This is a genomic window from Clostridium sp. Marseille-P2415 (assembly GCF_900155545.1).
Classification (GTDB): domain Bacteria; phylum Bacillota; class Clostridia; order Lachnospirales; family Lachnospiraceae; genus Lacrimispora.
In genome coordinates, this window is sequence record NZ_LT732526.1 from 2395138 (window position 1) to 2411496 (window position 16359).

Here is a 16359-nt window from a genome sequence, read left to right on the forward strand (position 1 = left end):
CGCTCTGATATTCTCTTAATTTCAATCCACGAAGCTATATAAGCTTCGACCTGTGAGGGTTCCCGTATAGCTTTCAAACCATTTAATTTCAATCCACGAAGCTATATAAGCTTCGACCTCAAGTCCGGCAAGATTACCCCGGCACAATCGATTTCAATCCACGAAGCTATATAAGCTTCGACGGAGGATTAAATAATGGGGATCATGGATGAAATGATTTCAATCCACGAAGCTATATAAGCTTCGACATGTAATCGCCCCACCATTTTCAGAAACGATACGTATTTCAATCCACGAAGCTATATAAGCTTCGACTTATACTTCCTCACCTTCTTCTCTTTCCCAAAAATTTCAATCCACGAAGCTATATAAGCTTCGACATGCTAAGATATCTATTATGCACCTGTCTTTGATATTTCAATCCACGAAGCTATATAAGCTTCGACTACAAATAGCCGTCCTGCATGGATTCCAATATCTATTTCAATCCACGAAGCTATATAAGCTTCGACGGTACAAGGGACTTAGTATACCAACCTTCTATTATTTCAATCCACGAAGCTATATAAGCTTCGACATCGGTTACAAGCGGAATCAATCCGCCGATAGTGGATTTCAATCCACGAAGCTATATAAGCTTCGACTCGATGTGTCTATTGTTTTTAAATTGTTCAATATATTTCAATCCACGAAGCTATATAAGCTTCGACTGCTTTCTCTCCTGTGAAACCCATGGCAAGTAATATTTCAATCCACGAAGCTATATAAGCTTCGACTAATTGTCAACACTCCATTACTTGCTGTAAACGTATTTCAATCCACGAAGCTATATAAGCTTCGACTATAAATGCGTTTGAGTTCGGATTCCATGGCATTATTTCAATCCACGAAGCTATATAAGCTTCGACAAAGGCAAACGGTAAAATTTACGGTTTGCAACAATTTCAATCCACGAAGCTATATAAGCTTCGACATAGCCAGATACGGCAGATCGTAGCAGTATTAGAGATTTCAATCCACGAAGCTATATAAGCTTCGACAGAAATTGAATGAATTAAAAGTAATTGAGTATAAATTTCAATCCACGAAGCTATATAAGCTTCGACTGCATATACTTCAGAAGATGCAGCAGCGTTAAAAATTTCAATCCACGAAGCTATATAAGCTTCGACTAAAAAAGGAGCGCAAGCCGCCCATAGACTACCTATTTCAATCCACGAAGCTATATAAGCTTCGACCGGCTAAATTTGAGGCTATAAAAAGCATTATTGCATTTCAATCCACGAAGCTATATAAGCTTCGACGAGCGCCTACCGAGGATGTAACAGCCAAGATCATGATTTCAATCCACGAAGCTATATAAGCTTCGACCAAACTTTTTTCGGTTAAGCCTCGCCTTGTCCGGGATTTCAATCCACGAAGCTATATAAGCTTCGACAAGGCTCAGGGGAGATTGATTAACGATATGCAGATTTCAATCCACGAAGCTATATAAGCTTCGACGCAGCTGGGGCTGAGTGGAGGATGTAATTAAATAATTTCAATCCACGAAGCTATATAAGCTTCGACTCCTGGCTGATGCAATAATATTTTCGGTCTTCGATTTCAATCCACGAAGCTATATAAGCTTCGACCTGCCGTTCCTTGTATGCGTTTCTGGCTGCTCTGATTTCAATCCACGAAGCTATATAAGCTTCGACATGTACGAGCTAAAATGACGTTTGCATCCTTCTGATTTCAATCCACGAAGCTATATAAGCTTCGACTGAAGATGGCAGGTCGAAAGGTGGTGAAACGATGATTTCAATCCACGAAGCTATATAAGCTTCGACAGCAAATACATCTAATATTCCCCTCCTCACCTTTCAAAATTTTGATACAATTATACAACAAAACCAAACATTAATCAAATTAAATCCAGTATCCTTAAAAAATAGTGCAACTCTCCCCCATAATTAAAGTGCGAATCCCCCAGGGAATTTATGTTCACTTGAGTTTCGCACCAATTGATTATTTCTTCATTAAACTAAAATTTCTTACACTTTATTTTAAACAAGACAATAATAAATCCTATTTCAATCTGTATAATTATTTTATATTTTTTAAATTACACCTAACTCATAAAATAAAGCATTAATTACCTTATATAAACAATATCATATCATCATGCTATAACTAATTTCATTCAACTTCTATATTTTAATAAAATATATCATTATTATAACTTTATCACATAACAACATAAAATACCAAAGAAACCTCATTTTCTTTACAAAAATTATTAATACAACCTCATACACAAAAACATATCATCAAACACCACGAATGCTCTATGCAAAAGGAACGCAGCAAACTACTGCGTTCCCCAAAAGCCTATTCAATTCTAACAACACTCCAGTTACTCAAAACAAAAACATCAAAACAGCGAAAACGCCAGGAACAAAGAAGACATCAGGGACGCCACCAGTGAAACAACCGTGATCTGAGTATTAAGCGATGGACCGGCCGTATCCTTAAACGGGTCACCAACCGTATCCCCAACAACTGCAGCCTTATGGGCCTCACTGCCCTTCCCCCCGTTTCCTCCTGCTTCAATGTACTTCTTCGCATTATCCCACAAACCGCCCGAATTGCTCATGAACAATGCAAGCAGCAGGCCGCTGATAATATTTCCTGCAAGATAACCTCCCATTGCCTCCACACCGCCGATAAAACCGACCACAATGGTAACGATGATACTCACGAGACCGGCAGGAATCAGTTCCTTTAACGCCCCATGGGTCGCAATATCAATGCATTTATCATACTCAGGAATTACCCCTGGCTTGCCTTCCTTTAAGCCCTTGATCTCCCGGAACTGGCGGTGGATTTCCGAAACCATCCGCTGTGCATTCCGGTCGACTCCCAGCATCAGCATAGCAGAAAAGATGGCAGGGATGGCTGCCCCCACCAGCATTCCGAAAAATACAGTGGGGTTGATGATATCAAACCCGGTCAAAACCGTGGCACCCGCTGCCTCGTTCACTTCGCTCATGAAAGCGCCTAAAAGTGAGATGATGGTCAGACCCGCAGCGGCAATGGCAAAGCCCTTGGTCACGGCTTTTACCGTATTGCCCGCGCTGTCAAGAGAGTCCGTGATCTCAAGTGCCTCATCCCCCAGATCCCCCATTTCCACCAGACCCCGGGCATTGTCAGCAATCGGTCCATAAGCATCGTTTGAAATAATCATTCCTACGATGGAGAGCATTCCCACCGCCGCCATTGAGATACCGAACATCCCGGCAGTAGGATCATCGGGAGCGATGGAAGCGCAAAGATTATAGGAAATCATTGCAGAGACTCCAATACCGACCATGGCCGGCAAAACGCTTAAAAAGCCATAGGATACGCCGGACAGGATCGTAAATGCCGGTCCGGATTCCGATGCCCTGGCAACATTGCGGACCGGTTTTTTATTGTCATTGGTGAAATAGTCGCTGGTAATGCCAATGATGACTCCGACAAACAGGCCAACTGCGGTAGCCCCCCAAATGCGCCAGTCAAACTGAAAGGCCATGGTCGCACCGGCAGTGAGAACCGTGAAAATACCGGTGGTAATATAGGTGCTCATATTAAGCGCCAGGGTAGGATCGCCCTTTTTTCCCATGCGCGCCGCCATGACGCCGATGATCGAAGACAAAAGGCCCAGGGCCGCGTAGCAGAATACCATGGCTGCGAAATCGGTCCCCATCTTATTACCCAGAGCGATTGCCATGACAAGTGCAGATGCCATGGAAGCCACATTGGAATCAAACAGGTCTGCCCCCATGCCTGCCACATCGCCCACATTATCACCCACATTATCGGCAATTACGGCCGGGTTGCGGGGGTCATCCTCAGGGATTCCTAACTCCACCTTACCAACAAGGTCAGCGCTGATATCTGCTGTCTTGGTGAAGATTCCCCCGCCGGCCTTGGCGAACAAAGCCAGGGAACTGGCACCAAAGCTGAATCCCAGTAACGCCGTGGAATCCCTGGTGATGAGCATTACAAGCGTTACCCCCAAAAGAGAACTGCCCACCACAGCCATGCCCATAACCGCCCCTCCGCGGAAGGCAGCCAGAAACGCAGGCTTTAAGCCGCCTTTTTGGGCTGATTCAGCGGTTTTAATATTGGCTACGGTGGCTACCTGAATCCCGATCTTGCCGGCGGCCGCGGAAAAAACAGTACCGCAGATGTAAGCAAGAACGATTGTTAGATTATGTAAAACAGAACCCCCATTCCAGACGGGAGAAGGCAGAAACAAAAAAATCAGGAGAGCGGCTCCCCCGCAGAATTTCATAAGAACGAGATACTCTTTTCGAAGAAATGTATTTGCGCCCTGCCTGATGTAGCCCCCGACCTCTTCCACCCGCTTATTGGATGACGGTTGTGCAAAAACCCAGCGGTACAACCAGACCGCGAACGCAAACGCAAAGATAGAAACAAAAATGGAAATGATTAGAAATAAGTTTAAATTCCCCATGGTACCATTAACCTCCTACTTTCTTAAAAATGAAAAGAGTTATCTATTTTGTCACTGTATATAATATCACTTTTTTCTATAATTTCGCATATATATTTTGTTAAAATTTACCTGTCGTTTTTTGTAAATAAAAGGATATTATTGTACTTAATTGCTGAAAAATATATTTCTTCATCGGTATATTTATGTCTCATATCACAAACAGTACGTTTTGCCTTAAAATACTGTTACAGGTCTTCTGATTTCTACAAATTTCAACATTTCATTCCTTTTAAAATGATTTCTCATTTGATATAATATATCATTGTAGCGGCATCATAGAACCAGCCAGTCACGCAAAGGAGAACTCATCATGGACACCCGGTATCTCAGTTATATTTTAACCATTGCCAAAAAAGAAAATATGACAAAAGCAGCGGAAGAATTGTACGTTTCCCAGTCCACCTTAAGCCAGTACTTATCGAAACTGGAAAGCGAACTGGGCACTCCGCTTTTCTACCGGAGCAAAGGCCGCCTGACCCTGACTCCGGCGGGACAGCTCTACATTCAGGCGGCCGAAAAGGTGATGTCCATTAAGAATATCCTCTATCAGAATATACAGAACATCGATAACCGGGGGCACTTAACCGTCGGTGTCACCTCACAGTTCGGGCTGGAGATGCTTACAGAGATCATACCGGCCTTTAAAAACCGCTATCCGGAAGTAACCATCGAGATTTCAGAGACAAATTTACCGACCCTGACAAAGCTTATACTGGAAGAAAGCATTGACTGCGCGATCATGGCATTAAATGTCACTGAACCGTTTTCCCCGGATCAGGTTCACATACTGAGGGAAGAAGAGGTGCTTTTCTCCATTCCGGTCAGCCACCCTTACCGAAGGAAGAATCCGGACAGACCCATTAAGATCAGCGAATTTGCAGAAAATTTTGGTGATGAAAACATCCTGCTGTCAAAAAAAGGATCCACCTTGCGCAACCTGACCGATACGGTATTGGAAAAAGCGGACTGGATCCCCAGTACCGTATGTGAAACCAACAGCATATCCACCACCCGGAGCATGGTTGCCATGGGAATCGGTGTTACCTTTATCAGCGAATCCTGCGCCAGGGACCGGGAGCATGTTGCCTACTACTCCGTTTCCCCCCGCTTAACCAGGCTAAATGCCCTGGTAACCAGAAAGAACTGGATCTTAAGCAAGGCCGGGGAAAGCTTCTGCAATGATATAAAAAATTATTTCCATTCAATATAATAAGCAGCTGGCTATGAAAGCCGTTCAAACAGATTGTTTATCTCCAGTTGACCGTATCCCCATATGTTATTTGGATACGCTTCTGTCCGGCTGCGCTTTGCTCCGCGCATGATCATGCGGTTGATATCATATCCGGTTATGGAAGTATAATTTCCCCGTGGAATGGCCCATTCCATGACCATAGCAACAACGCCGGCCGTATGAGCCGCGGCAGCTCCCGTTCCTGTGACTGATCCATACCGGTTCCCGGGAACTGCGCAGGACAGCTGATAGCCCGGAGCTGCAATATCCGGTTTTACCTGGCCGCTTCTGGTATACCCTCTGCCTGACTCCGCCAGAATGCTGCCATTCAACTGATTATAGGCAGTAACTGTCAGCTGATGGATCCCATTGCCCGGAGAGTTAACGGTAGTATCCGGGTTATCATTAATAAAAAAAGTTTCATCAGAAATCAGATCTCCGGAGGGCAGCCAGCAATGAAAAGAATAGGGCTCTTCATCCTGGCTTTGGACCCGGAGATACCAGACTCCGGGTACTGCATTGCCAAACCGGATTAAAATCAGCTGATTTCCGGTCAATTCCTCAAAAATGATGTTATTCACCCAAACAGTACTCTGGGTAAAGATAAAATCAGACTTTCTGCAATCTTGAATCGAAGGATAAATCCGCTGGGTGGATTCCCTGTTTGGAGAAGAAACATCAACGGTAAGCCTTCCGGGTATATATGGCCAGATTTCCAGAGCGAAATTTTTATCATTCTCTCCTACTCTTAATTGAAAGTCGTTATAATAGGGTGCGGCAGCGGTGCGGTTAAAATAATGCCTGCGCTTGTTCCCTTCATTTCCGGCGGCAACTGAGACGCCGATCCCCGGCAGCTGAACAATATAATTAAAGTAGCTGCTTAACAGCCCCTGCCCGTCATGTCCTCCCTGGCCGCTTCCCAAAGCAATGCATATAATAAGGGGACGGTTCACTCTTTGGAAAACAGAGCGCAGATAACTTACCGCCAAAATGATGTCGGATTCCTGAAAGCAATAGGAATCCTCCGGTACAAAAAAGAGTTTCTTTAAGTTTTGCTTCGCTTCCTTCAGCTTCACGACTACCAGCTCAGATTCCGGAACAATGCCGGAAAAAGACTGTTCTGCATTGGGTTTTCCGGCGATAATACTGGCCATTGCCGTTCCGTGTCCATTTGTATCCGCCGAAGGAACTATAGAGAAAGGATCATCCGATTTTAATGCCAGATTGATTTGTTCCATGCTGTATTCACTGCCAAAAGTAAACCCTTCGGGAGATGTTCCGCTCTGTTCGGTCTGGTCCCATATAGAAAGGATACGGGTGGTTCCCTCTTTATTGCGGAATGCCGGATGCTGATAATCAATGCCTGTATCAATAACACCAATGAGAATTCCCTTCCCAAACAAACTTAAAAACGGATTCCGCTGGACGGTTCCGATACCGGATTTCTCTATACTGACAGTAGATTCAAGAGTAAAAAGTGACGGAAAGTTATAGTATGGATACATACCCAGGTCGCAGGGCTCCATGGCAGTCTTAGATATATGAAGCAGAGAATGCCGTTCACTCAGCAATGTAATATTATCTCCCGTATCATAGGATGGAACCGAAGTATTAAAAATGACCAGATCATAGTAATTATTATCCAATATTTTATTCAACATCAATCCCCCTGTCCATTGCGTATGCTGCCTATGATATTTTTATGCGGCAGGGTTTTCATTATGAGCCGCAGCTTAAGTTATCTGCGGCACCGGAAGGCGGAACGGTGAACGCATTAAATGTTGGTAAGCCGCCAGAACAGATTGTTAATATCCAACGGCCCGTATCCCCATATGTTATTCGGATAAATATTTGTACCATCTCTCCTTGTTGCCCTTATCATTAAGTAGTTAATGACATTTCCGGATATTGAAGAGAAATTTCCTCTGGGAATGCCCCATTCCATGATCATGGCAACGGCTCCTGCTGCATGGGCCGCAGCGGCACCGGTTCCTGTAACTGTTCCATACCGGTTTCCGGGAAGAGCGCAGGGAATCTGATAACCCGGAGCTGCGATATCCGGTTTCACCATGCCGCTTCTTGTATAACCTCTGCCTGATTCTGCCAGAATGCTGTCATCGAACTGATTATATGCAGTAACCGTCAGCTGATGAATACCGTTTCCCGGAGAGGTTATGGTGGTATCCGGATTTGATTTAAGAAAAAAGGTTTCATCTGAAATCAGATTACCGGATGGCAGCCAGCAATGGAAGGATAACGGTTCGTTTTCCTTACTCCGGACCCGGAATCTCCAAATTCCCGGAACGGCATTTTCAAAGCGTAACAGTATCAGCTGGTCTCCGCTTTCTTCCTCAAAAGTAATGTTGTTGACCCAAACGGTGCCAGGGCTAAATATGAATCTATACCTTCCGCAATTGCCAATGGCAGGATAAATCTGCTGTGTGGATTCCCGGTTGGGAGTGGAAACATCAATGGAAAGCTGTCCCAGAGCATATGGCCAGATTTCCATGGAAAACATTTTATCTTTTTCCCCTATCCTTAATTCGAAATCATGGTAGAAAGGTTCTGATGAAGTGCTGTTAAAATAATGTCTGCGGCTGTTCCCTTCATTACCGGCGGAGACCGTAATGCCGATTCCGGGCATCTGTGCATAGGAATTTAAATCGTTGCTTAAAGCACCGCTCCCGTCATGTCCTTCCTGACTGCTCCCGAGAGCAATGCATATGACCATGGGGCGGCCCACGCGCTGTGAAAAGGAAGCCAGATAACGCAATCCAAGTATGATATCTGATTCCTGAAAACACAGGACATCATCCGGGACGGAAAAAATATTTTTGAGATTTTGTTTTGCTTCTTTCAGTTTTACAACCACCAGTTCCGATTCCGGTACAATACCGGAAAAAGACTGTTCTTCCTCAGGTTTCCCGGCAATAATACTGGAGATCGCTGTTCCATGCCCAACGGTGTCTGTGGAGGGAACAATGGATAAAGGATCTTCCGAGCTTAATGCCGCATTGATGATCTGTCTGCCGTATTCCGTACCGAACGAAAAACCTTCCGGAGGCGGACCATCCTGTATGGACTGATCCCATATGGAAAGTATGCGGGTGGTATTATCATGATATAAAAATGCCTGATGCCGGTAATCAATGCCGGTATCAATTATGCCGATGATGATTCCCCGCCCTGACAGTCCTAAAAAAGGATTTCTCTGAACGGTTCCTATTCCGGATTTTTCGATGCTGATCGTTGAAGTCGGCGTGTATAGGGTTGGAAAGCTGTGATAAGGATGCAGACCCAGGTTACAGGCATCGGAATTATTTACAGGGACATGCAGCAAAGAGTGTCTGACATTCAGCAATGTTATATTATCTCCCGTATCGTATAATGGGACCGTAACGTTGTTAATGATAAGGTCATAATAATCATTGTCCAATATTTTTTCCAAATTTATAAACCTCCAGGTTTGTTTTAATGGAGTATTTGTTTTATCTTATGCAGCAAAGGGCCTGTTATGAGAGTCAGAGGGAGCTGTTAAAGCACATGGACGCAGCATTTTGCATCCAAAAAGCGGGCAACCGGTTCATAACCGTGCCCGCTTTTCTAATATTATGTTATGCTAAGTCTTTTCTGATTGAAATTATTTTGCTAACTCATCTGCAATCTGTTTAATGGTATTATAAATCTTTTCATCATTTTTCTCAGAATCTGCAGAGCTTAAATAATCAGGCATCATTTCTACCTTAGCGATGGCATCCTGAACCTCCGGTTCTTCGGTCATCTTCTTTACCAGTTCATCGTACCACGAGATAACATCATCAGGCGTTTCCTTCGGGAAATAGAAAGAGAATTCACAGTCCGGATATACCAGATCAACGCCCTGCTCTTTTAAGGTCGGGATATCAAAGATCAGGTCATAACGCTCTTCTGTCGGAGCTCCCAAGCATACGAACTGGCCGGCTTCCAGATAATCCTTACAGTTAATGTAGGCGCCCGGCATCAAATCTGCCTGGCCGGAAAGCATAGCTGCGATCTTGTCGGAGTTGGAACCTACATCTACCAGATCCAGATCAATCCCCGCTGCTTTTTCAAAGGCAAGAAGCTCATAGTAAGTATATCCCCCAACCTCAGTACAGGCCTTTAACTGGCCGGGAGCCGCTTTCGCTGCCTGAATGAACTCATCCAGAGTTTTGTATTTTTCCGGATTTGCATAAAACTGCTGTGCCGGATCAAGAGCAAAGGTGGGTCCTAATTTAAATGCGGTATAATTGTAATCGGTAACTCCTGCGATATTCGCCACGTTTACCAGGTTATGGCCATACAGGAAGGTATGTCCGTCGGGAGCCGCGGAACGCACCTGGTTCGCTGCCACGGAACCGGCTGCTCCGTTTGCATTAACAACGATAAAATCCGCACCGGTCATTTTCTTGGCATATTCTGCAAAGACACGGGCGGAAAGGTCTGTGTTGCCGCCTGCACCTGCAGGAACCACGATGGATACGGTGGTTGTCGGCTTCCAGGTGGAGGCCCCCTGAGTTCCGTTTGATGCTGCCTCTGTTCCGGCACTGGAGCCTGCTTCTGTCTTTGCCTCTGTGGTTGCTGCTGCCGCTATTGTTGTCTGTGTCTGGCTTCCTCCGCATGCAGTCATGCCAAGTACCAGCCCCGCCGCCATTACTGTTGCCAAAAATCTTTTTTTCATAGTCTTTACTCTCCTTTTTATGATTGTTCCGCTGCCTGAACTGCCTTCTTCTTTAAATACATTTTGTATTCTTTATATACAGACCATACCACCACCCCGATCGCAATGAAAAAGAACGCATCGAAAATCGGTCTTTTGAAAAATGCCCCAAAAGATTTGTACTGCATAATTCCCCGGCGGAGGTATGTCTCCAGCATCTCTCCGATCAGGAAGCACAATACAAAAGGTGTGGCAGGCAGCTTAAACTTGTGATATAAGTAGCCGACCAGTCCAAATAAGACAATGGACTGTACATCAAAAATCCGGTTATTGGTCGCATAAGCCCCAACGCAGCACAGAACCAGGATCAAAGGCATAAGAATGTGTTTCGGAACTTTCAAAAGCTGGACAAACGCCTTGATTCCGAAAAACTCAATGCCAAGCATGAATACGCTGCAGATCATGCAGGCTGCAAATATCCCATATACAACATCTGCATTCTTAACAAACAGCAGAGGTCCTGCGGACAAACCGTGAATCAGAAATCCGCCTAACATCATGGCAGTTACGCCGTCTCCCGGAATTCCAAGTACCAGAAGCGGAATCATAGCCCCTCCAATGGTGGCACTATTCGCTGTCTCGGTTGCCACGATTCCATCCGGGCACCCTTTTCCAAACTCATCCGAGTGCTTGGACATGTTTTTTGCGGTTACATAAGACAGCATTCCGGAAGTACTTCCTCCGATTCCCGGCAAAATACCGATTCCGGTGCCGATAAGAGCAGAACGGACCGCATTGGGAATCTGATACACAAATTCCTTCCTGGTAAAGCCAAAGCCTTTGACCGGCTTCATTTTTATGGTCTCTACCTTACCGGTCCCCATGGCTTCTGCGGTAATGAGAATCTCGGAGATAGCAAAAATACCAATCAGAGTCGGCAATGTATCAAAACCGGCCATCAGGGAACTGTTGCCGAAGATAAAACGGGGAGTCCCATCAATAGGAGCCATTCCTACCAGAGAGAAAATCAGGCCCAGCATACCGGCCAGGACACCCTTTACCATAGATCCGGAGGCCAGAACCGCCACCATGGTAAGAGCAAAAAAGGAGATTCCAAAGTTCTCAGCCGGAGTAAACTTTAACGCGATATCTGCTAAGAGCGGCGCGCAGAAAGTCAGGATCAGAAAGGAGAATACAGAACCCAGGAAGGAAAACACGATACCGTATCCCAACGCTTTACCGGCTTCTCCCTTCTTTGCCATGGGATAACCATCGAAACAGGTGGCAATGGATGAAGCCGTTCCCGGCATGTTGAGAAGAATTGCTGAAATCAAACCTCCCGAAATACCCCCGATGTAAACAGCTACCAGCATATTCATCCCCATGGAGGGCGCCAGGCTGAAAGTCAGCGGCAGAAACAGCGCTACAGCCATGGCTGCAGAGAGCCCTGGAATGGAACCGAAAATAATTCCTACGACTACCCCGGCTGCCATAAGCAAAAGGGAAGCCGGATTGCAGATGCTCACAAAAGCATTACCTAATGATACGAAAGCATTCATATCTTCTCCTCCTATAAATTAATCGTAAAGATACCGGCCGGCAGCACAATCTTAAATCCATACCGGAATAAGAAAAATACGACAAATGTAAAAATAAATGAAACCACAAGCAGCTGGATCATGTCCTTTTTTTCTCTTTTATCCTTTGGCGCCAATACGAACATCTGAGCCGGCAGATACACAAATGTTGCAACAATAAAACCGGCCGGCTGAAGCAGAAATACGTATACCAGTATCATGATAAAACTGATGAGCACTCTTTTATAATCCAGCTTCTCCAGCTCTTCTGCTTCCGCCTGTGCGATCCTGGATTTTAAATTTTTTATATTTAAAAATGCCAGGGCCGCTGCCAGAATAAACGTCACAACGCCGATACATACCGGCATGAAATCCGGTCCGATTTCCATGATTGCCGATTTCGGAAGCATTTTTGCCATAATCATCATTCCGGCCGACAACAGCATGAAGAACACTCCAACGATGATATCCCCATATTTTTTGATAAACATAATATTCCCCCTTACTTTATTTTCACCTTACTAATGCCGGTTTCTTACAGTTATACTTCCAATCCGGTATGAGATACTGCATTGCCATGGCATCATCCCTGTCATGGGAGCGAAGGCTGTTGTACAGTGCGTTAGCCTCCATGACCCGCCCCATATCAATGGTAACTCCCAGGCCCGGCTTTTGCGGAACTTCTAAATATCCGTTTACGATCGCAGGCGTGTCATGTAACAGATTCTGGCCATCCTGCCAGATCCAGTGGGTATCAAGGGCCGTGGGATTTCCGGGCGCTGCCGCTGCCACATGGGCAAATGCCGTCAGGGTAATATCAAAATGATTGTTGGAATGGCTCCCCCAGGTCAGTCCCCAGTCATTCAGGATCTGAGCCATGCGGACACTTCCTCCAAATCCCCAGAAATGCGGATCTGCCAGCACAATATCCACAGATTTAAGGGCTGCCGAATGGTAAAACTGTCTCCAGTCCGTTGCAATCATATTCGTTGCCACCGGAAGGCTGACCGCATTCTTAAATTCAGCCATCACTTCCCGGCTGGAATAACCGGCTTCCGGACCGCACGGGTCTTCTATGTAGGTTAAAATGCCTTCCATAGGCTTGCAGAGTTCAATGGCTTCCTTTAAGCTCCACGCTCCGTTGGGATCAATGTTAATGCGTCCTTTTGGGAAAGCTTCCTTAAGCGCCAGGACCGCCTTCATCTCTTCTGTCCCCGGAAGAACGCCGCCCTTCAGCTTGAAATTACGGAATCCATATTTTTCATGAAGTACTTCTGCCTGCTCCACAATGCGTTCCGGAGTCAGCATCTCCCGGCGGCGAAGCTGGAACCACGGGTCCCTGCTGCCGCTTTCATCCAGATAGGGAAGCTCCGGCGATGCTTTCTCCTTATCGCTTACATAGAATAAATAGCCCAGGGTTTCTACCTTATCCCGCTGCTTGCCGTCACCCAGTAATTCACACATGGGAAGTCCCAGATGCTGTCCAAGCAGATCAAGGAGCGCGCACTCAATGGCCCACTCTGCCTTTACCACAAATTTCAGCTTGCTGATATCCAGGGACTGGATTCCTTCCCCGTCATCTTCTTCTGACCTTGTACCTGCATTATGGATGGTATTTAAAATGGTCCGGTATTTTCCGATCGGCTGTCCCACCACCAGAGGCGTGCAGCTTTTCAATGCCTCACAGGTATAATCCCCTCCGTGAATCTCGCCGATCCCCGTATTCCCTGCATTGTCCTTTAAAATCACCAGATTTCTTGTGAACCATGGCGCATGGGCTCCGCTTAGAGTCATCAGCATGCTGTCATATCCCGCAACAGGAATGACCTGCATTTCTGTTACGATTGGTGTCCTGCTATATTCCATATCCTTCTGTTTCCTTCCTTTGGTCATATTGCATATTTTTTATTTTTTGTCATTCACTTGTCATATGCATTATACCAACGGTCATTCCATAAATCCAATTATTAATACCGATTGTGTCAATAAGAAACTTTAATAACCGGATTTTATCAACGAACCAGATAAGGCAGATATAACTGATGCGCCTTCCTGTCAGATACAGTGGGTGTCAAGGGCATTGTATTCCCCTGAAACGGCCGCAAAAAAAGATTGCAAAAATATTGCAATCTTTTTTAAAGCAGGAGTCCTTCCCTGGTTATAGTTCATACTATACCTCCATCCCCTCTTTTTCCAGTACATGTTCCGCAAATTCCAGGATGGACGGCCGCTTTATACAATATCCAAATATACCTTTCTTGCAGGAGCAGGAAAGGCCCGGTCAATTTCTGCCATTTCTTCCTCTGTCAATTCCACCTCCCACGCCTTGGCATTATCCAGCGCATGCTCCTTTTTTCCGGTGCGGGGAATCGCGATCACATCACCGCCGCGGATGACAAATGCCAGGAGTACCTGGGAGATACTGCATTGGTGCGCTTCGGCAATTCGTGAAAGTACCGGACTCTCATAAAGTCCCCTTTTTAAATCCCCTGCCTGAGCCAGAGGACAGTAAGCCATCACAGGTACGCCATGCTCCCGCATCCACGGAAGCAGATCATACTCAATGCCTCTTGACGCCACATGGTACAGCACCTGATTCACCGCACAGTTCTTCCCTCCCGGCACGCTCCATAATTCTTCCATATCATCCGTATCAAAGTTGGATACTCCCCAGCTGCGGATTTTTCCCTCTTTTTTTAATTGCTCCATGCACTCCACCGTTTCCTTTAAAGGGATCCCTCCCCGCCAGTGGAGAAGATACAGATCCAGATAACCGGTATTCAGACGCCCCATGCTTTCCATGCAGCTCTTAAAAATGTTTTTTCTTCCTGCATTGTAAGGGTACACCTTGGATACCAGAAACAGGCTGCTCCGGTCATACCCCTTTATGGCTTGTCCAATAAGTTCTTCGGCCTTCCCGTTTCCATACATTTCAGCCGTATCAAGAAGTGTCATGCCTGCATCAATACCGGCCCGAAGGGTTTCTTCCTCGCTCTCCCTGTTTCCTGTCCGTTCCCCAAGAAACCATGTCCCCTGCCCGATCGCCGGGACTTCTGTCCCATCGGGCAGCGTCACCATTTTTTCCATCCGCTTTTCCTCCAATCCTTTCTTTTCCTGCATATTTCCTGTTTTTATAAAATCCCTCTTTTCTATGCGTTTAATCCCATACCTGCACGAAGCATGCGGAAGGTGCGCACAGCTGCGCTCCGGTACAGTTCCTCTGACCGCTCCATGGCCTCTTCAATGGGCATTGCGCCCTGAATGGTGGTCGCTATACTTTCAATGCCAAATTCATAGATTTTTTCCGCACCTTCTCCCATGCCGCCTACGATAGCTACGGCCGGAATCCCTTTTGCCCTGCAGCGCATGCCGATTCCGCTTGGAACTTTGCCAAAAGCCGACTGCCAGTCCATCCGGCCTTCTCCTGTAATGACCAGATCCACACCCTCTAACAGGGAATCAAATTCGATCAGATCCAGAACCGTTTCAATCCCGGATTTCATATTTGCATGCAGAAAAACCTTTAAAGCAGCTCCCAGCCCTCCTGCAGCTCCCGAGCCCGGAATCTGATTTACATCAATGCCGGTCAGCTCAAAAAGCTTCTTTGCATATTTCTCCATATCTGCTTCCAGCCCGGTGAGTATTTCCGGGGTGCCTCCCTTCTGCTTTCCAAAGGTATAGGCCGCCCCATCCGGCCCGGTAAGCGGGTTGGTCACATCGCACATGACGGTGAATTCCGCCTCCGCTGCGGCCGGATGCAGTCCGCTCACATCAATGCGGTCAACTCTTCCGACGTCAGCGCCGAATCCGGTCAGCACATTTCCTTCTTTGTCAAAGAACCGCACTCCAAGGGCTGACATGGCTCCCATGCCTCCGTCATTGGTCGCACTTCCCCCGATTGCAATGGCAATTTTCCGGTATCCCTGTTCCAGCGCGTCCCTGATCAATTCTCCGGTGCCGTATGTGGTCGTATGAAGCGGGTTCCTCTTTTCCGCGGGAACCATGGGAAGGCCGGATGCGGCTGCCATTTCGATCACCGCATGACTGCCCTGGAACACTCCGTAGGATGCGGCTGCTGCCTCCATTAACGGACCGTGTACGGGAATGGACCGGATCTGTCCCTTCATGGCATGGATCACCGCATCTACGGTCCCCTCTCCCCCATCGGCAACCGATACGCCTGCACACTCGCAGTCCGGAAATACGCTTTTTGCTGACTCTGTCAGGATTCCCACGATCTTCTCGGATGATAAGGAACCTTTAAATGAATCCGATGCAAATAAAAATTTCATGAATCATACCCCTTTCCTGTTGTAAATGCTACGAA

10 protein-coding genes and 1 CRISPR repeat array (1 of these 11 only partly in view) are annotated in these 16359 nt (G+C 46.2%); of the genes, 1 reads left to right on the top strand and 9 read right to left on the bottom strand.

The window, feature by feature from the left end; genetic code table 11:
- A CRISPR array of direct repeats spans positions 1–1832; the repeat unit is 32 nt; unit sequence ATTTCAATCCACGAAGCTATATAAGCTTCGAC; it begins 1374 nt to the left of the window's first position.
- Positions 1833–2416: 584 nt separating this feature from the next.
- A complete protein-coding gene (locus BQ9856_RS15880; RefSeq protein ID WP_077611902.1) occupies positions 2417–4504 on the bottom strand; it encodes a sodium-translocating pyrophosphatase in 2088 nt (695 codons plus the stop codon).
- 352 nt (positions 4505–4856) lie between these two features.
- Between BQ9856_RS15880 and BQ9856_RS15885 the strand changes: the two genes are divergently transcribed.
- Positions 4857–5756: a LysR family transcriptional regulator gene (locus BQ9856_RS15885; protein WP_077611903.1), complete on the top strand. Its 900-nt coding sequence runs from the start codon at positions 4857–4859 to the stop codon at positions 5754–5756.
- Between the two features lie 11 nt (positions 5757–5767).
- Here BQ9856_RS15885 and BQ9856_RS15890 read toward each other — a convergent pair whose 3' ends face one another.
- The 8 genes from BQ9856_RS15890 to BQ9856_RS15925 all read right to left on the bottom strand — a co-directional run bounded on the left by BQ9856_RS15890 (position 5768) and on the right by BQ9856_RS15925 (position 16324).
- The gene (locus tag BQ9856_RS15890; protein ID WP_077611904.1) at positions 5768–7438 is read right to left on the bottom strand and encodes a S8 family peptidase; all 1671 of its coding nucleotides are present in this window, start codon (positions 7436–7438) and stop codon (positions 5768–5770) included.
- Positions 7439–7551: 113 nt separating this feature from the next.
- Complete coding sequence (locus BQ9856_RS15895) at positions 7552–9225, bottom strand: S8 family peptidase (protein ID WP_077611905.1); 1674 nt, start codon at positions 9223–9225, stop codon at positions 7552–7554.
- A 192-nt stretch (positions 9226–9417) separates the two neighbouring features.
- The gene (locus BQ9856_RS15900; RefSeq protein ID WP_235839227.1) at positions 9418–10476 is read right to left on the bottom strand and encodes a tripartite tricarboxylate transporter substrate binding protein; all 1059 of its coding nucleotides are present in this window, start codon (positions 10474–10476) and stop codon (positions 9418–9420) included.
- Positions 10477–10493: 17 nt separating this feature from the next.
- Positions 10494–12014 (bottom strand): tripartite tricarboxylate transporter permease, encoded by a 1521-nt coding sequence (locus BQ9856_RS15905; RefSeq protein WP_077611906.1) that lies wholly within the window; start codon positions 12012–12014, stop codon positions 10494–10496.
- Positions 12015–12025: 11 nt separating this feature from the next.
- Complete coding sequence (locus BQ9856_RS15910; RefSeq protein WP_077611907.1) at positions 12026–12523, bottom strand: tripartite tricarboxylate transporter TctB family protein; 498 nt, start codon at positions 12521–12523, stop codon at positions 12026–12028.
- 22 nt (positions 12524–12545) lie between these two features.
- Positions 12546–13898, bottom strand: a complete 1353-nt coding sequence (locus BQ9856_RS15915; RefSeq protein WP_077611908.1) for an enolase C-terminal domain-like protein — start codon at positions 13896–13898, stop codon at positions 12546–12548.
- Between the two features lie 366 nt (positions 13899–14264).
- On the bottom strand, positions 14265–15119 hold the full coding sequence (locus tag BQ9856_RS15920) for an aldo/keto reductase (protein WP_077613405.1): 855 nt from the start codon (positions 15117–15119) through the stop codon (positions 14265–14267).
- A gap of 62 nt (positions 15120–15181) precedes the next feature.
- On the bottom strand, positions 15182–16324 hold the full coding sequence (locus BQ9856_RS15925; RefSeq protein WP_077611909.1) for a glycerate kinase family protein: 1143 nt from the start codon (positions 16322–16324) through the stop codon (positions 15182–15184).
- Between the last annotated feature and the right edge of the window lie 35 nt (positions 16325–16359).